Source organism: Sporocytophaga sp. (assembly GCF_017745095.1).
GTDB lineage: Bacteria > Bacteroidota > Bacteroidia > Cytophagales > Cytophagaceae > Sporocytophaga.
Genome location: NZ_JAGHZZ010000003.1, coordinates 269357 through 288280 on the forward strand (window position 1 = coordinate 269357; position 18924 = coordinate 288280).

Sequence of the window (18924 nt, forward strand, 5' to 3'; positions counted from 1 at the left end):
TCAAATAATATAGTTTGAACATAAGTTTGTTTTTCCTTCTAAATTAATATTTTTTCTTTTAAAAACAACAAAATCAATACTTTACAAATGTTCAATATATTTTTAACTTCTTTGTCACCTCTCTTTTTGGCCAGTCATTATTTTTAAAATGTCTCCTTCAGGATTTAAATTACTAACATGAAATTCGCGAGTTTCAATATAATTTTCGTTTAATGAATATGCACGCCCCCTGTAAATCCAATATAGATAATTGCTCCACGAGGCCCTGCTCCTGTCTCAAAAATAAAATGTCTTTCTACAGAATTATGGGATAGAAAATATGCGTTACATTGTCTTCCTGGAAATGATGTTATAACAACTGGTGCTTTAATCAAAAAGTCAAAATTAAATCTTCACCATGAACAGTTTATCGGGGAAAAGAATCCTGAGCATTTTCAAACCTGATGATGAATTTGCTGCGAATTGAAAAAGATGCGAATGAGTGAATTTGCTAAAGTTATGGGTCACTAAAGCAATCTATTAATTAAAAAAGAAAACCCGGGAGTCACTTCCAGGGCTTTCCTTTTTTACCTCGAAATCAGACCAGCATAATCAGGCTCATCAAACTCCAGCTCAACTTCCTTTTGTGAAGGGCAATAATTTACTATAATCGGTACAGTTTTAAATTTGGTCGCATCAATCATGAAATAATACTCTTTATCTATTTCATCATAAATATCTTCAAACACAGCAATGCCCTTCTTCTGATCAATAAGATGCATCACCAGCCTTCTGTCATTGTGAATAGCCCCTGTGAGTTTAAACTCAAATGTTTTATCATTAATCTTTTTGAAACTTAAAATTTTGCTTGCCAGAGGCCCCTCTCCTGTCCAATCAATAAAAGTTGAATCATTAATAGATACCTGATAATGAAACAAAAAATCAGAAGGCTTGTAGACATAAAATTGTCCTTTATACTGCTTCAATGTAATCCATTTCTTAGGAATATCTTTAACATACATCTTAGTCATGGCAATTTTATTTTCTTTAAACCATTCCAGAGAGTTCTCATACGATTCCTTGTCATAAGTGCAAAAATTAAAAACATTGATCTTATCATAATAAATACTATTAATATTTCGATCTATAAAAATTGTATGAAAACCTCTATTTCGTTTCTCTTTTAAGATAAAAATTGTATCTGACTTTGAGTTTTGGGCGAATAGATAAAATGGTAATCCAATAAAAAGATATAGACAAAAAAACTTAAGTAACTTCATATCAGGTGAAACTTGTTGTGTGTTGTAATACTCGTAGTGTTTTTCTTTTAAATCTCAAGAGCTCCAGCCAAAATGTAAAATATAATAACCTCGTTTTTTTTGAATTAAGGTGTCGTCATTAAAATGATCATTTCCGAAACAATAGAATGTATCTACACCTTTGACTTCATAAATATTAAGAATTACCTCATCATTCAGATATAAATTAATTCTCTTTTTAAATTCCATCTTCAAAAGATGGATAAAGTTCAGTCATACTTTCTCTCGAATCTAAACCTGTTTTGTAATTTCTTCAGTATGTCAGCTTTTCTTCCAATACATCATCAAAATTAATTAATGGCTCCAGTACAAGATTTTTCGGATCTCTCAATTTCAAATAATAATTTTCTCCTTTGCTTTCATCTAAATAATAAGGGGTCTGACACTCTTTGAAACGCAGCATATATTCTCTTACACTGTCCGAAATCTCCGAACAAAAAGGTAAATCAATTTGAGTAAAATGATAATATCCTCCACCATTTGGACTTTCATTTGCAACTGCTGCAAACTTCTGTTAATATCTGTTGACAAGGGATTCATATCTTTACTTAAAATTAATTCTTTTCAGGGTAACCATTACTTTGTTTCATAAAATTATTCGGGCTAATATATAATCAAACAGCCATGTTAAAAGTATTAGAGTGATGATCATTGTCTTACTATAATACTTATTAATAAGAACAATAGAAACAATAAAAGTTATTATATAAAATGAAGATTGAATAATATGTGGCCTTAGTAATTCTTGAACTACATATTCAGGGATTAAAGGGTTTTGTAAATTATTATAATGTTCAACTATTCTGGTTAAATGAAAGGATAAACCAATACATAGGATTAAAATTTGTATTCCAATTAACCCTTTGTCGATTGGGCCTTTCTGCCCTCTACGACTCTTTTGATTCAAATACCAAATTATTTTATTTCGGAACTGCATTAAGTATTGATGCCAATTCTATTTTCATTAAAAATCCCGAAAGCATTTCCGGGATTTTTAAACATATTGATTATTCAGAATTGAAAAAGGTAAGTAATAAACAGCCATTAAGCCTTCTTCACAAATTCTGATTTCAAGGCCATTGAGCCAAATCCATCTATCTTGCAATCAATGTTATGATCACCTTCCACTAACTTGATGTTTTTCACCTTAGTACCTGCCTTTACAGGCTGCGGAGATCCTTTTACCGGCAAATTTTTTATTACCACTACAGAGTCTCCGTCTTTTAGAATATTTCCATTCGCATCTTTAACAACAAGGCCCGTTTCTTCTATTTCATTAGGATCCCACTCATGTCCACATTCAGGGCACATCATCAACGATCCACTTAAATACCCATAAGGCGACTTACATTGTGGGCATGGTTTGTTTTCTTCTGTCATTACTTTATTTGATTAAAGTATTGAAGCTAATAAAAAGAATTGAAAGCATCTATTCTTTTTATTTTTTTCACAAGCCTACCCTTCCTTAGGACCATAGCCTTTAGAACGGATCACCTTTTTAAAAGCATTTCACACAAAAGCCTCATACATAATTGTCTCATTATTCTTTTAAAAAATATACCATAGCACATTTATGAAGGATGATATACAAAGGAAGTTCAGAAGCAATAAATTCAACTTACTCACTCTAACTGGCAAGTAATTTCACTCCTTAAATCATCATTTTTCTCTTTAAAATACGGGATTAAATTGCTATTCTTATATCCTGATTAAAGTAATCTAATGCGTAGGGTTTTCATTTTAATTCTTATTTCTTTTACAATAATCTCTTGTTCTGATTCACCGAAAGAAGAAAGAACAATTCCTTCATTTTACTATTGGAAAACGATATTCAAACTAGACGCAGAAGAGGAGAAAGCCATTCGCGCACTTGGCATTAAAAAAATCTACCTTCGTCTTTTTGATGTAGACTGGACGGATAGACCTGAGCCGAAAGGACATCTTATATTAAATGATTCAATCCCCCGATCATTACAGATTGTACCGGTTGTATTCGTCACTAATAAAACTTTATTAAATATTCAGCCGCAAGCTCTTGAAATACTTGCAGATAATATCACAACAAGCATTCAAATTTTCACCAAAAGAAATCATATCACTTTCACAGAACTACAAATAGACTGTGACTGGTCAGATAAAACACGAGACACATATTTCGATCTTCTAAGACTGATAAAAATAAAATTACCCCAGTCCTGCATCCTCTCAGCGACCATTCGTCTGCATCAGGTTAAGTACCGCCAGATCACTGGTGTTCCACCTGTTGACCGAGGAATGCTCATGTTCTATAACATGGGACATCTCAAGCCAAAAGCAAATCAAAACAGCATTTGGAATAAAGAAGATGCCGAATTATATGTTGGTTATATAAAGAAATATCCTCTGGATCTTGACTGCGCCTTACCTATATTCGGTTGGGCTTTGCAGATCAGAGGCGATAAAATTATCGAATTATTAACCAAAGAAACTTTGCCGGACTTTGCCACTCTTGATGGATTTAAGATGAACGATGACAAAACTGTAATTGCTGAAAAATCATTTTATCATCATAACAAATACATTAAAAAAGGAGATATTTTCAGAATGGAAAAACTTAACAGTGAAGATCTGGAAGCAGCAGCAGACATGCTTTCAGGACATCTGAACCAAGCTCATACATCCGTCACACTTTTCGATTTAGACTCTAAAAATCTTATAGATCATGATATTGAACAACTGGAAGAAATTTTTAATTATTTCAATTAGCATAATTACACTTGTTATTATTAATTATCGCTATTTGACTGGTTGTGCGGGAGGAGACTTCTGGGAAATTACCGATAGCTTCTTTGCTCCGGAAGTCATTGAAAACAAGAAATTCCATTCCTTCTTCAGAAGTATGAATCCCATATATGATGGTTATGGTGGCTATCATAAAGTAGATTATATACAACAGTTTGACACTTTGAATGTAGAAGAATGGAAAACCTTTCTAGGTGCGCCAGTGCAAGATAGAGACATACATTTTCTGTTATACAATGCAAAACTGGGTGCAATTGATACGCTAATTTTTTATACAAAAAAATCCGACTTTCCGATTTCCTCCAGACTGAAAGCTAACTCTATAACAAGTGTTTCTGATAAAAATAAGGTAAAAGAATTCCTTTATTATCTTGGCTTTGCTAAAAGGTGCGCAGAATACTGTACCCAAGAAATAACTTGGTACGACGACGATGAAACTCCTGAACCTGACAAGCAAAAGCTGGAAACATTAATCGCCGGAGGAATAAAGCAAGCAAGGCAGGTAAAAAATCAATTTGTGAAGGAACGCTATTTCTTCCAGATAACAAGACTCCATTTTTTCAATTCTGATTTTGGAGAATGCGCTCTTTATTTTGAAGATCATAAAGATTCCTTTACCGTGAGTCCAAGTATGAAGTATAGATCTATGTGCTATGCTGCAGGGGCTTATAGAAAACTTGATCGTCCGGCTGACGCTAACTATTTATATTCCATTGCATATGATCAATGGGATCCGATAAAAGAAACAGCCTTTATGAGTTTTATGCCCAGCGAAGAGTCAGATTGGAATGGTTCCCTGGCACTTTCCAAAAATAAAAGACAAACTGCCGCTCTCTGGCATTTGCTCGGTGTCAAAGAAGATGCCTTAAGGGCTATGAAAATGATTTATATTCTTGATCCTAAATCCGATTTACTGGAGTTATTGCTAGCCAGAGCTATTAACATAGAAGAAGAAAAAATTCTTCCCACCTCCGCTTACTCATTGGATTCTACAGGATACAAAATCGTAGAAGCTAAAATGGATAAGGAATTGCTCAAATTCGTTACCGATATAGCTAATAAGGGCAATACATCCAAACCATGGCTTTGGAACATGTCTGCAGCTTATCTTAACATACTTGAAGGAGATACAAAAAAAGGAGACTCATTTCTAAAAACGGCATCAACACAGGTAAAAAGCGACGATCAGATGGTTATGGATCAGATCAGTGTCATTCGTATCATTTCAAAAATTCAGATATATAGTCCCACAGATAAAAATGAAGAAACTATAACACGCGAACTAAACTGGCTAAGAAATGCCCAAACCAATAATGAAAGACTTCGCAGTTCCAACGCCTATTATTGGGCGATCCGTCGTTTGGCTGAAATTTATGATTTATGGGGAAACAAGGTAGTTGCTTACAGTCTTGACCAATCCAGAACTCCTGAATATCTACGAGATAATGAATTTCTGGAGCAGATGATTACATATCTTAACAAACCGTCTAAAACACCTTTCGATAGCCTGGTGCAGAAAACATATGGACACAAAGTAGATGTTCTATATGATATGCAGGGAGTAAACATACTGTACAGCAACTATAACTTTGAAGAGGCCAAAAAGAAATTCACATTGGCCGGAGCAAAATACCTGGAGTCTGATCCTTTTACAATCCGACTTAAAGATTGCAGGGACTGCGATCAGGCTGAATATGATGGCTCATATGATAACATTAAGTTCATCAATGCAATGATCGATCTTGAACAAAAAGCCAAATCAAATCCTTCAAACGCCTTTGATATTTACTTTAAACTTGCCAATGGTTATTACAATATGACCTATTTTGGAAATTGCAGAAACATATATATCAATGGCACCTTTGATGTGGGCTTGATGTATTTTTACTGGGATTCTGAAAAAGTTATTATAAATAATAATAAAAACATTTTCGACTGCACTAAAGCAGAAGAATACTACATCAAAGCTATGAATGCCACAACTAACAAAGAGCTTAAAGCTAAATGTGCTTTTATGGCTGCCAAGTGTGAGCAGAATGCATTCTTTATTTCAGGTTCATTAAAATACGACAAACAATTCAAAGCAGGAAAATACTTTAAACTACTAAAAGACCAGTATGCATCCACTCAATACTATAAAGAGATTATCAACGAATGTGGGTATTTCAGGTCTTACCTAGAGAGGAAACAAGATTAAGCTAAAAGTGGAAAGCTAAAGTGATTATGCTTTGGAGGTAAAGAATTCTTTCTAATAATTAAAACACAGAGATATACAGAGAACGCTCAACAAACTAAACATAAGCATCGGGATAAATGTAGCATCGCTGAACATGGTCTCTGTATATCTCTGTGCCTTCTTTTTATAACAATTAATAATCAGAAGCACAAAGTGACAACTCACTCCTCATGAATTTCTAACCTCTTTAATTTTAAACACCTTCGTGCCAGCCGGTACCTCCCACTCTACTAAATCTCCCTTCCTATAACCGATAATCGCCGAACCCAGCGGAGCTAATATAGACAGCTTATTTTCTTTAAGATTAGAAACAGAAGGAGGGACAAGTTTAAATGTCATGGTCTTCTTTTCCTTTTCATCAAATATATCAACTTCGGAATTTACTCTTATAACATCTGCAGGAAGACGCTCACCTTCCACTACTTTAGCAGATTTCAACTCAGTACTAAGTTTCCTTAAACTATACTGAGAAAAATCTGATGGAGTATTTTTGATAAGACTTGTAATAAGATCGTAGTCTTGTCTGGATAAAATAATTTCCTTTTTCATAAAAGTCTATTAGTTTAAATTAAAATGTTTAATTGATGCAGATGAAAAGCCCCCTGCTGTTTGAAAATATAAATTGTGGAGGGATTCATGTTTGCCTTTGATATCTCTTTTGTATAAGGAATAAGGCTCTATTTGCCATGTCTCAGTATATCCTCCGAGTTTCATAAATTCAAAACAACTATTTAACAACTCTTCTCTCGCTATGTACTTATCTGAAGTAATATATTTAGCATTCATTAATCTGGAATAAAGCCCTGACGTCTGGAACCATGCGGAAATACCCAGTGCAAAAGATTTATAAAGATCAAATCCTGATGCAATAGTTCCTTCGGCAATAACCTTAACCTCTTCATCCAGCTTGTGCATCCTTAAAACCTTATTAACATTGGCAAAAAAATCATCCCTTTGTTTCCCTTCATTCGCGGGATGGGATAGGAACGACCTATAAAACTCTTCTGAAAGAGTAATAAAATCAGGAATAGTTAATGACTTATTTATTTCATTACAAAGATTTGACAAACAACCTCTACTATATTTTGTAAGCTTAATTCCCACAGGTTTCCCCATAGTAATTCGTCTGATCTTCCAGATAAAGCTTAGTAAATCTTTAAGATTTTGGATACGCATATCCTCACATGAAAAACATGTTAACATTGAAGAAAGATCAATCTCAATCATCTTCACATTAGGCTTCGATGCCGATTGAAGAAATAGTGCCTCATTAAATATTTCATACGACATAAAAGGGCTACTTTTCTTTATTTCCAGCACAATATCATTCCTGTCAACAACCTTCGTAGAAACAGAATTATTTAATTCGAGTTGAAAATAAAAATTACTACTTCTGAAATGGATTACATTCATGAAATATGGCTGCATGCATTGACTGCTTCCGATATGCACTCTTAAATCTTTTTTGCTCACGGCGGAACTATGTCCGGAAACTAACATAAACTCATCAGGCACTGAATCCATGTTTCCAACAGCATCGGGATCAGTGGCTACTACAACTGGAACATCCTTAATTTTCAGATAAGATAACCAGTAATACTTATTTCTCTTATCGGAAAGAAGGCGGAAAGTTAAAGCTTTAACACCACGACTCCACCAATCAGACTTCTTTACAATCAGCTCATGAATATCAGCTTTCCTGAAATACCAGCTTTCAGACATGATGATCCTCTGCATCACCATAACAAGCACTGTTAACAGAACACTAATAACAACAAGTATATCACTTGATATATAAATAGCAATAAAAATGGTAAAAGCTGTAAGGCATACGGCAGCCAGGAAAATAATTTTTTCGACCGGCTCAAGAAATATTTTTTTTAACATAGCTAAAGACGATTAATTAATAATAGAAACAGAAACTCAAACAAGTAACCGAATTCCCCGAACCCTTGTAATAAAAAGAATGGGTCGGGGATTAATTAATAAAGTCTTTAGAAGGCAGGGATAGAAGAAGATTAAATATAATGGCATCATTACATATCGAATCTGCAGGAAAAGCAAGGTGCTTCCCCGTGGCATATTGCGGCAGATTATATGTTTTTAAAAGACCCTCCATTATTAATCAAATCTAGTATATATATTCAAAAGAGGCACACTGTATTTTTACCTATTCATACTCTATGAAAATACTGACCCAATAATAAATAAAAGTGAAAAAATATATTTAGGGAACTATTGAAATGAATGAGGGGCAAAAAGATATTGACAAAAAGAAAACAGGTTCAGATAATAATATCTGAACCCGCAGAAACTATTAACTTAAAAATCTTACTCCTTTATCAATTTTTTCTGAGACATTAACGATCCATCTTCAGAGTAAATCAAAATAGTATATATGCCTTTATTCAGCATTTCCACATTAATTGAAGAACTCCCTAAGCCTTCCATACATATTTGACCTGTACTATTAATGATCATGAATCGATAATTCATGATTCCTTCAACGTTAATTAAACTTTTAACAGGATTAGGAAAAACATCAACGGAAGTATAACCACGACCTCTAATAGATGTAGTAAATGAGTTAACCTTAAATGTACAAGTTCGAATATTATGAAATTTATCCGTTGTCTTAATAGTAACAGTCATACCATCAGCAAAAACTGTTCCTGCAGCAGGAGTTTGCTCTAGCAAAGGATTCTCATCAGTATTATCCGTAACTTCAATATTCTCTCTATAGTCTGGCAATATAGCTGCATCCAGCTTCTGATCTCCCGGACATGTAAATATTGGAGCCTCTGTATCAGGCAATGTTTTTACATCATCAAGCTTATATATCTGTCCGACATTTTCGGATTCATCTTCTTGGTAAAGATATATATCATACGAAGTATTTACTTCAAGACCTGCAATTACTTTGCTTATAACTTGATTAGTTATATTTATATCAATATTACCAAAAGCAATAGAATTTGTTCCTTCAAGGATTATATTGGCATCTGTGATAGTATTTGGATTGCCTTTATAGATGGCATAATGCACTACACCTTTTTCAGATGCTTTCACTTCCAGGTTAAACCCTTGGAAAGTTATATTTGATGCAAGTGGATAGGAAGCAATTAAAGGCTGAGTATAATGATCACCACCGAAAACAACATAAACTGTACCTCCCTCTTCTGTTCCACCGCTACCTACTGCAAAATCCGAATGACCATCACCATTAAAATCCTGATCCCCGCTTATTTGTCTACCTATATTGCTTTGTGAAAGATTCTGAATTCTGAAACCATTTACTCCATTCAGAGCTGCAGGATCAAAGGTTGCATTAGTTGTCTCTTTAGTCCCATAGATAGCCCATACTTCATTACTTTTAGCCACAGCAATAAAATCTCCAATGCCGTCAAAGTTAAGATCTCCTGCAGCTGCTGCAGTTTGACTTATTCCTGGTACCATAAAGCCTTTTACACCATCCAGTGAATTGTCTTTGGTAACCACTGCCGGGAATGGTTTTGAAGAGCCATAAAGGATATTCTGAAACGAAAACAAATCATCAATGCCATCCCCATTGATATCTCCAAGCTTACCAACCCATTTTAAAAAAGATGGTAATTCATAATTGATAATGGCAAATCCATCTGTACCATTTACTTTATTAATATCAATCAAAGGGCTGTAGGGGCCTGGCTTACCAAAAAATACATAAGTTTTCGAAGGTGCATCTGTAGTAAAAGAATTAGCCCATAATCCTACTATGATATCATCATAACCGTCATTATTAATATCACCAGCAGGTCCGACGAGATAAGCAGATCTGGAAGCGTAAGAAATCTCACTTAATCTGAATCCTCTTGTTCCATCTAAAAAAGATTCATCTATTGAAGCAGGAAAATTTCCGTTTTTTCCAAAAAACACCAATGTTTCCCCACTCCAATGAGGGTGGCCAAGCAACATATCTTCTATTCCGTCTCCATTAATATCTCCTGCTCCCCAACATTCATTAACCCCATCAATATCTATGATAAAACCATTATTCCCGTTAATATCATTAACTGTCATAGTTGCCGGAAATGAACCGGCTTTGCCATACAGAATCATTACCTTTTCTTGTTCAGTACCGATTACTAAATCACCAATCCCATCATTATTGATGTCACCAAGTCCTTTCACAAATTTCCCTCTTCTTTCATCTTCAGCAATTCCCTCCACTTTAAATCCGTTGGATCCATTAAGTGTATTAAGATCAAAGGTTGAAGCAAAAGGTTTATCGGACCCAAAAATAATATATGCCGTTCCACCGAGATAAAATCCATTCTTATTTGCATATTCGGATGTCACACAAAGATCGTCAAATCCATCATTATTGATATCTCCAATGAATGCTAGCTCTTCGCCAAGTCTGTCACCTTTGGTGAGACCTTTTATAGAAAAGCCATTATGTCCATTAAGAGACTTCAGATCAAATACTGAAGGATAGTTTTGAGCAACAACATTACTTGTAAAAAATAATAAACAAAGAATGCTTAAATAGGCTTTAAAACGTTTCAAAAACATGATAAAATAAATTAAAATTTAATAAGAAATACAATTTATAATATTAGTTACAGTGAATCAAAGAATACACAAACAATAAAACCACTCTAGACCTAGCCAGCCATTCAATAAGAGTTTAAGTAAAGATTTTTCACTCGACTAATAGGCATAAAACATTATAAATTAAAGAATAATAATCAAAGTATTATTCCTGATTAATAAACAATACAAATACCAATAGGAACGTCAATTATGAATTGAAATTCGTACCAATTCACTCGGACTGAACGGAAAACTGAAAACCTCGGTAATTCAACTAATTGCCTATTAAAAATAAAAAAGGGAAGAATATTAATATTCTCCCCTTTCAATCTAACAATGTACTGAATTATTCCTTCACAATTTTTTGAATATAAATAACGCCTGACTGGCTAGTCGCTTTAAGTAAATATAATCCAGAAGGAATATCTTCAATAGAGATATTCCCCTTTCCTTGAGGAATTAATGAAGATAAGACCGGATGATTGTTCATATCAAACAAAGACACTTCCATATCCTCTTTACTTACATTTTCAATATTCAAAGTATTTTTACATGGATTTGGATAAGCCATTGGTATCATTGAAAAAGCAGGGGATTGACCTAACGAGGTGACTTCACCATATCCTTCATAAATAATCCTGGACTTATAATTCCTCCCAGTTTGACCAATTTCTATTGCACCAACCTCCTTACCTTCCTTAATTGTCTCGGTTAAACTACCATTTGAATTATATGTATTGTATGTCAATTCAGAAGTTATAAACTTCCATGTATTATTCTGCAAAACCTCTATCAAATAACCTGTATCATTGCCTTTTGCATCCACCGGAAAAATATATCTAGTAAAAATCAAAGGCCCACCGCCATAATCTCCCTGTATAATCATGGTAGTATTACCTTGAGCATCAATTGTATAAACTTCATCAACTGAATAATACCACGATTTCGTACTGGTATTATATCCTTCTACTCTTCCTTTTTTTATTCCCTCATTATCTGTCGTGTAAGTAATCCTTTGATCGGATCCATTTTCAATTAGGCCAGAAGAAAATTTTTCTTTTTCAAAATCTATCCAAACCATATTTGAATATTTCTGGTCTAAATGCCATGAATTAGATTGCCATGTATACTTTTCTACCATATTCGGATATTCAAGTGTACTATTAGAACGGGAATAAACGGTTCTTTCAATATTTCCCCAACTAACTCCATCACTTGAGCTGAAGCTCTCAAACTTGGCTAGATATCCTTTAGAATCATAAGTCCGGATTTCTTTATGTGAGGGAATAAAGACATGATTCTTATACAGGTAAGAATAATATTCTGTTTCTTTTCCAAAACTATTATAAGAATACACTTTCTTAGATGCAGTATCTCCAGCGGAATTAAAGTATAGTTCCAAAATCAGGTTATTATTATCATCATATTCAAATTCCATCAAACCATTATACTCCCAACTTCCTGAAGTATAATTCCAATTATAATAATTCCCCTTTCTCGGTTGTCCATCAATTGCCTTTGATATTCCAGCTTTAGCACCTTCTCTCTGGAAAACCAATAATATCAATAGCAAGAGCATTAATAGATTCTTCATTTTTATAAAAATTTGTTTTAAAAAGATATAAATATTTTAAAGTGTAATTTATCACATGCGCCATTGGCTTTCGCCCTTGACAATTATTCTATTAATGTAATCAATAAGGTCAACTTTCTGTCCTTCATAAGAATCAGAGTGGGTTTGAGAAAGCAGAAAAAACTCAGCTATTTGTTCTGCCCCCAATCTTCCTTTAAAATGTAGATAAAGAACTTGTTCAATAAGATCCTCCAAATATTTTTCATAGTGAGCAGCTCTTTCCAAAGCATCAGGATTGCCATTGATAAACAATCTTCTTTCTATCTCTGAAAGATTGTTAACCAAATATGTAGCATCAACCGCAACTTTAGTTTCCATCTTTGAATCTACCTTACCAGTCCCATTACAATAAGCACAACTACCGGGAATCCATTTCAGCTCCTGGTTTAACCTTTTAATATCATCCCAATCTACATGACCTTTTCCAAAACAACGAGGACATTCCATTTGTGATAATCCTCTTTTAAAAATCCGATCTAAAAAATTCATACCATTATTTAGAATTAAAACTTCAGGAATCTAATTTACAATATTTTTAAGGAAAGTTCCAGTATTCCTGAGTACAACACTCATGATTACTTTCTTCCCAAGCGTACAATTACCAGAAAAGCTTCTTTGTTAAACTATTGCACACTTGAATCATTAGATATTTCTACAAATACTTTATCGCATTATTTTTACACGTGTAAAGTTTTATTAACTTACAATCAATGCGTTAAACTCCCACGAAAACCAAAGAGCTCAATCAACAATGAGGCTTTATCTGACAAATCATTTATAAGATGAAAACACTGGAAAAAAATACAATTTCGTTAGAAGGAGATTCCAGTCGATGATCTATTTCCCTATTCCCGCACCTGATATGCGTACTGAACTTTGGACCAAAGCTTTTGGAAAGGATTTTGAGCTTGCCCCCTCCGTGAATATAAAAAAGATAGCAAAAGAGTATGAATTATCAGGAGGTGCCATCACCAATGTGCTTAGATATTGTGGGCTCAAGGCAATCAGTAAACAAGAAAAAATGATTGAAGAAGAAGATATTTATGCTGGGATAAGAAAAGAACTTATTAAAGAAGGGAAAACAATTTGAGTTTAAAAGAAAACCGTTAGACATTATGTGGTTTAAGAAACTCACAGGCCTTGAAGAAACGTCACCGGAAGTTGTAAGGAACAATATCATCGTTAAAGGTAACAACCTTTATTCCAAGGCAAATGGAAGATCATTCCAATTTGGCTCCTTGCAAATACCTTCTCTCAAAACACTAAAAGAGGAAGCTCCGCCAAGGGAAGTATTCAAAGGAAAAATCTCCGTATCTGAAGTAGTTGCCAACGTTCAACAACTTCATTGCGATAGTAATAACCAAAATGCCTTATTCCAGGCAGCATCACAGTTTAATTTATTGGAGATGGTGGGTCCTCATATCACTCCTGAACGCGGTATTGATATTTATGAAAAGGATAACACACAAGGTCCTGCATGTGCAATTGCTTGTGGTGCAGGAACAATCTACAGAAATTATTTTGTACCAGTTAATGGACAAACAGGACAATCTGCCAACTTCCAGATAGACTGTTTGGATCTCATCGGTGAAGCCCTGAACTATAAAGAACTTGAGCTATGGAAAATGAGGAATGGGTATGCTTTATTAACTCAAGATGGACTGTTGCAAATCAACCGTCAAATCAATGAAATGAGCAATTCGGAAAGAGAAAATTTAAAAGAAAAACTCAAAATCGGAATACAATGGGATACAGAAGTAACACTTACTGAACAAAACCAAATTGTATCTCAGGCATACTGTTCCGCTCTTCCTGTTGCGTATTCACACATAGAATCTTTTTATTGGGAAAGCTTTGCAAGAATTATCCTGGAAGCTACCTACGAGGCTACATTATATGCAGCTTTAATAAACCTTGAGAGGACAGATTCCAACAAAGTATTTCTCACTCTTATTGGGGGTGGTGCATTTGGGAATGCACTTAACTGGATACTTGAATCACTTGCTGTTGCTTTAAAAAAATTTATCAGTACCCCATTGGATGTGAAGATTGTTAGCTACGGCAATTCAAATCCATTGATTCAGAAATCACTGCATGAGATCTAATCTGATATTGACTAAAATATTTTTACAATTGCCTTCAAACTGGAAACTAACAACAAACCTTTTCGGGAACGTTTCACCGAAATAGAGTCTAAATAATTAGTACATTTTTCACTTATAAAAATAAAAAACTATGTTTAGGACATTTATTCTTTCACTATTATTCATCGCCCTCACTTTTTTATCCGTTCAAGCCCAGTTTTCACAAACTTATTATACCGATCAATTTTATGAAATTTTTGTGAGTAGCAAAGGAGAGATAGCATCTATTCATGCTGACCTAGATTTTCGTAATGTATTAAGAACAAAGTTTTTAAAATTCAATTCAAACGGCGAAATAACTGACAGAATAGATGTTACAGGTGTCCCTACTCAATTACCTTACTATTGTGTGACAAAAGATGATGAGATAATCTTTAGTACACCGGAAGGAATCAAAATATATAACTTTGACGGAGAACTAGTAAGAAATATTGGTTACAGTACAGTTGGGTATATATTCAAGGATAATGAAGACAATTTCCTAATTGCTAATCCTCAGGAGTTTGATTGTAATTTTATAAAGCTTGACAATTCGGGTAATGTAGTATGGAATAAATTTCTTGAAAACTGCAAACAGATCAGATCAGTAGATACTGAAGATGGATATGTAGTTGCATTACACAAAATAAATGAAGCAAAAACAGACCCCATTCAGTTTATAAAATATGACAAAGATGGTAATGTAGTAGCAACTAAGGAATATAATATTAATGCAGACTTTACAGGCTTCCATTATACTAGTAATGGATTATTTGCTACAACTTTCAATTTACTGATTGCTCTTGACAACAACCTAGACACCCTATGGACAAAATCAATTACTCCAACAATACCAACAAGGTGGATTCAAAGTAAAGCAAATGCAAATGGCATTTACATTCTTTATGATAGTTATAATCCTGCTCCTGAACCTAATTTGATACAAAAACTCGTAAAATATGATTTCAAAGGAAATGTATTAAACGAATATATAAAAGGCTCTACCTTTGCAGAAGAAGTAAGATCTTACACAGTGACGGAAACTGATGATGTATTCATTGTCTTCAGAGCTGCAAGCCCATCTAAGACTCTGCTATTGAAAGGAGATATCGTTACAGGTACAACTTCCCTATCTGAAATATCATTCAAAATGTATCCTAACCCTGTTGCTGAGAACTCAGCTCTCATTATTAATACACCAATCAGTGATGCGACTTTAACAATTTTCGATGTAAAAGGGAACAAACTGAGAGAAGGAATCAAGCTATCAGATAACATTTCAGTAGATCATTCCTTAAAAAGTGGAATGTATTTTTATCAGGTATTAAAAGATTCATCCGTATTAACCTCAGGAAAAATTATAGTAGAGTAGAAAAAGCAATTGGGGCATGCAATGCTATGCCCCAACTACTTTTAATTCTTCTTTAGATAAATCCCCCTACTGAAACTTCTCATACAACTTAGGACAAATCTTTTTCATGCTTTCCTGACTTCCTTCATTCCAATTAAGCTTCAACTGATCATCTGCATCATAAGCATTTAAACCAGCATAGTCTAAATAATCATATATTTCCTTCCCTGTCTTTTGATTAAATGCTATAACAGCCACATTCAAAAGACCTTCAAATTCATATATCTTAATCTCTGAAATCAAATCTCCGGTATTGGCTTCATTTATCAGGTAATCAGGATTTGCCTTTGAGTTATAATATATATCCCTTCCTCTTGATATGATCCAGCATCTGAAATATTCAAAACAATCGTCAGAGCAGCCTCCATTCATTATATAGCCTGCACACCACAAATCTGAATTGTAAGAATCAATAAGTAACTGATGCGTCCTTAGTTTAAAGCCAATAATCTTTTCTGTTGATAGTTTACTAAGTTCAGATATCAGCCACTTTTCCTGGTCGTCCAGACTGGTTGAAGCCTTTATTGATCGGCTTATTATTTTCCAATATAAATTCTCATCAAGCATCTTAGAAGTCTTTGATAGCTTTGTAGAATCATAGCGTATTTCTATAATTTCATTGAACTCTATCTCAGATTCAAGTGAACTTCCTTCTCCTCTCTCCTCTATAACTGCGGGGTTGGTGCACGCAGTTATCGTTGATAATACTGTTATAAAAACATTTATGAAATAAATACCTCTTTTCAAAATTCTGGTCATAAAACTCAATTTTAAAAATAAAGGTATAAAAAAAGCCCTGAAGTAAAACTTCAAGGCTTCATTGTTAAACTTATCACTTACTACCTATTACTTATTCTTGTTAGAATCTACTTCTTCGTAGTCTACGTCAGTAACTCCTCCTGTATCAGTTGGGCCTTGTCCGGCAGCACCACCACCAGCTTCAGGACCAGCTCCCTGAGTTGCACTGTACATTTCCTGAGAAGCAGCTTCCCATGCTTTGTTCAATGATGCAAGAGCAGTATCTATAGCATCTGCATTTCTTGAACCGTGAGCAGTTTTAAGCTCAGCAAGAGCGCTTTCTATAGCAGATTTATTTCCTGCAGAAAGTTTATCTCCGTATTCTTTCAATTGCTTTTCAGTCTGGAAGATCAAAGAGTCAGCAGCATTGATTTTCTCAGCACTTTCTTTCTCCTTCTTATCTGCCTCTTCGTTTGCTTTAGCTTCAGCTTTCATTTTCTCGATCTCAGCATCTGTTAAGCCTGAAGAAGCTTCAATTCTGATCTTCTGCTCTTTGCCTGTTCCTCTGTCTTTTGCAGATACGTGAAGAATACCGTTAGCATCGATATCGAATGTTACTTCAATTTGAGGAACTCCTCTTGGTGCTGGTGGTATTCCGTCAAGATGGAAACGTCCGATTGTTCTATTATCTCTAGACATCGGTCTTTCACCTTGTAATACGTGAATTTCTACAGACGGCTGGCTATCTGAAGCCGTAGAGAACACTTCCGATTTCTTTGAAGGAATAGTTGTGTTAGACTCTATCAGTTTAGTGAACACACCACCCATAGTTTCGATACCAAGAGAAAGAGGAGTAACATCTAGAAGAAGTACATCTTTTACTTCACCTGTCAATACACCACCTTGGATCGCAGCTCCTACAGCAACTACCTCATCAGGGTTAACTCCTTTAGAAGGTTTCTTTCCGAAGAATTTCTCAACTTCTTCCTGAATTCTTGGAATTCTGGTAGACCCCCCTACAAGGATTACTTCATTAATTTTATCTATTGAAAGGCCAGCATCTTTAAGCGCTTTTTTACAAGGCTCAAGCGTTCTCTTGATAAGAGAATCTGCAAGCTGCTCAAATTTAGCTCTTGTCAATTGTCTTACAAGGTGCTTAGGAACACCGTCAACAGGCATAATATATGGCAAGTTGATCTCGGTAGAAGTAGAGCTTGAAAGTTCAACTTTAGCTTTCTCAGCAGCTTCTTTCAATCTTTGAAGTGCCATTGGGTCTTTTCTAAGATCCAAACCTTCGTCTTTTTTAAATTCTTCTGCCAACCAGTCGATGATAACCTGGTCAAAGTCATCACCTCCAAGGTGGGTATCACCGTTAGTAGATTTAACTTCAAATACACCATCACCTAATTCAAGAATTGAAATATCAAAAGTACCGCCACCAAGGTCAAATACTGCGATAACCATATCCTGATGTTTCTTATCAAGTCCATATGCAAGGGCTGCTGCTGTAGGCTCGTTGATAATACGCTTCACTTCAAGACCTGCAATCTGACCTGCTTCTTTAGTAGCCTGTCTTTCTGCATCGTTAAAATAAGCTGGTACAGTAATTACGGCTTCTTTTACTTCCTGACCCAGATAATCTTCTGCAGTAGCTTTCATTTTCTGAAGGATCATCGCTGAAAGCTCCTGTGGAGTATAGTGTCTGTCTCCTATTTTCACTCTTGGAGTATCATTAGGTCCTTTTTCCACAGTATAAGTAACATTTGAAGCTTCTTTAGTCACTTCAGAATATTTCTTACCCATGAATCTTTTGATAGACATAATGGTATTCTTCGGATTGATAATCGCCTGACGTTTTGCAGGATCTCCGACTTTTCTTTCCCCATTGTCAAGGAAAGCAACAATAGATGGAGTTGTTCTCCTACCTTCGCTGTTGGCAATTACAACCGGTTCATTTCCCTCCATAACAGACACGCAGGAGTTCGTTGTACCTAAGTCTATACCAATAATTTTTCCCATAAATAAATATTTTTAAAAGGTTTTTAATTTTCTCTGTTGCTTGGTACTATAACAATGGTTATGCCAACAGGAATTCCGAACTGACAGTATGCCATTCTGACATAAACCTA

General features: G+C 34.7%; 15 protein-coding genes. 5 read left to right on the plus strand and 10 right to left on the minus strand.

The features are described from left to right. Nucleotides 1-566: 566 nt before the first annotated feature. From J7604_RS06360 to J7604_RS06370, 3 genes are all read right to left on the minus strand, one after another. A complete protein-coding gene (locus J7604_RS06360) occupies nucleotides 567-1259 on the minus strand; it encodes a hypothetical protein (protein WP_293892791.1) in 693 nt (230 codons plus the stop codon). Between the two features lie 54 nt (nucleotides 1260-1313). Next, nucleotides 1314-1487 (minus strand): hypothetical protein, encoded by a 174-nt coding sequence (locus tag J7604_RS06365; RefSeq protein WP_293892794.1) that lies wholly within the window; start codon nucleotides 1485-1487, stop codon nucleotides 1314-1316. Nucleotides 1488-2342: 855 nt separating this feature from the next. Beyond that, on the minus strand, nucleotides 2343-2678 hold the full coding sequence (locus J7604_RS06370; RefSeq protein WP_293892797.1) for a zinc ribbon domain-containing protein YjdM: 336 nt from the start codon (nucleotides 2676-2678) through the stop codon (nucleotides 2343-2345). Between the two features lie 342 nt (nucleotides 2679-3020). On the opposite strand from J7604_RS06370, the gene J7604_RS06375 reads away from it, so the two are divergent. Together J7604_RS06375 and J7604_RS06380 are read left to right on the plus strand one after the other, a co-directional pair. After that, on the plus strand, nucleotides 3021-4043 hold the full coding sequence (locus J7604_RS06375; RefSeq protein WP_293892800.1) for a hypothetical protein: 1023 nt from the start codon (nucleotides 3021-3023) through the stop codon (nucleotides 4041-4043). Continuing rightward, a complete protein-coding gene (locus tag J7604_RS06380) occupies nucleotides 4000-6276 on the plus strand; it encodes a hypothetical protein (RefSeq protein WP_293892803.1) in 2277 nt (758 codons plus the stop codon). Before J7604_RS06375 ends, J7604_RS06380 begins: the two co-directional genes overlap by 44 nt. A 207-nt stretch (nucleotides 6277-6483) precedes the next feature. Here J7604_RS06380 and J7604_RS06385 read toward each other — a convergent pair whose 3' ends face one another. The 5 genes from J7604_RS06385 to J7604_RS06405 all read right to left on the minus strand — a co-directional run bounded on the left by J7604_RS06385 (nucleotide 6484) and on the right by J7604_RS06405 (nucleotide 13012). Further along, nucleotides 6484-6864 (minus strand): GreA/GreB family elongation factor, encoded by a 381-nt coding sequence (locus J7604_RS06385; protein WP_293892806.1) that lies wholly within the window; start codon nucleotides 6862-6864, stop codon nucleotides 6484-6486. A gap of 9 nt (nucleotides 6865-6873) precedes the next feature. Then, on the minus strand, nucleotides 6874-8202 hold the full coding sequence (locus tag J7604_RS06390; protein ID WP_293892809.1) for a hypothetical protein: 1329 nt from the start codon (nucleotides 8200-8202) through the stop codon (nucleotides 6874-6876). A gap of 444 nt (nucleotides 8203-8646) precedes the next feature. Beyond that, nucleotides 8647-10863, minus strand: coding sequence for a T9SS type A sorting domain-containing protein (locus tag J7604_RS06395; RefSeq protein ID WP_293892812.1), 2217 nt, complete (start codon nucleotides 10861-10863; stop codon nucleotides 8647-8649). Nucleotides 10864-11236: 373 nt separating this feature from the next. Then, a complete protein-coding gene (locus J7604_RS06400) occupies nucleotides 11237-12484 on the minus strand; it encodes a T9SS type A sorting domain-containing protein (RefSeq protein ID WP_293892815.1) in 1248 nt (415 codons plus the stop codon). A 51-nt stretch (nucleotides 12485-12535) separates the two neighbouring features. Continuing rightward, nucleotides 12536-13012 (minus strand): hypothetical protein, encoded by a 477-nt coding sequence (locus J7604_RS06405; RefSeq protein ID WP_293892818.1) that lies wholly within the window; start codon nucleotides 13010-13012, stop codon nucleotides 12536-12538. Between the two features lie 343 nt (nucleotides 13013-13355). On the opposite strand from J7604_RS06405, the gene J7604_RS06410 reads away from it, so the two are divergent. The 3 genes from J7604_RS06410 (at nucleotide 13356) to J7604_RS06420 (ending at nucleotide 16018) form a co-directional block, all read left to right on the plus strand. After that, nucleotides 13356-13613 (plus strand): hypothetical protein, encoded by a 258-nt coding sequence (locus tag J7604_RS06410; protein ID WP_293892821.1) that lies wholly within the window; start codon nucleotides 13356-13358, stop codon nucleotides 13611-13613. 25 nt (nucleotides 13614-13638) lie between these two features. Continuing rightward, a complete protein-coding gene (locus J7604_RS06415) occupies nucleotides 13639-14628 on the plus strand; it encodes a hypothetical protein (protein WP_293892824.1) in 990 nt (329 codons plus the stop codon). A 130-nt stretch (nucleotides 14629-14758) separates the two neighbouring features. Continuing rightward, nucleotides 14759-16018 (plus strand): T9SS type A sorting domain-containing protein, encoded by a 1260-nt coding sequence (locus J7604_RS06420; RefSeq protein WP_293892827.1) that lies wholly within the window; start codon nucleotides 14759-14761, stop codon nucleotides 16016-16018. Nucleotides 16019-16084: 66 nt separating this feature from the next. Here the strand turns inward: J7604_RS06420 and J7604_RS06425 are convergent, their stop codons facing one another. Then, complete coding sequence (locus tag J7604_RS06425) at nucleotides 16085-16816, minus strand: DUF4240 domain-containing protein (RefSeq protein ID WP_293892830.1); 732 nt, start codon at nucleotides 16814-16816, stop codon at nucleotides 16085-16087. 87 nt (nucleotides 16817-16903) lie between these two features. Continuing rightward, nucleotides 16904-18814, minus strand: coding sequence for a molecular chaperone DnaK (dnaK, locus tag J7604_RS06430; protein WP_293892833.1), 1911 nt, complete (start codon nucleotides 18812-18814; stop codon nucleotides 16904-16906). Nucleotides 18815-18924: the final 110 nt, after the last annotated feature.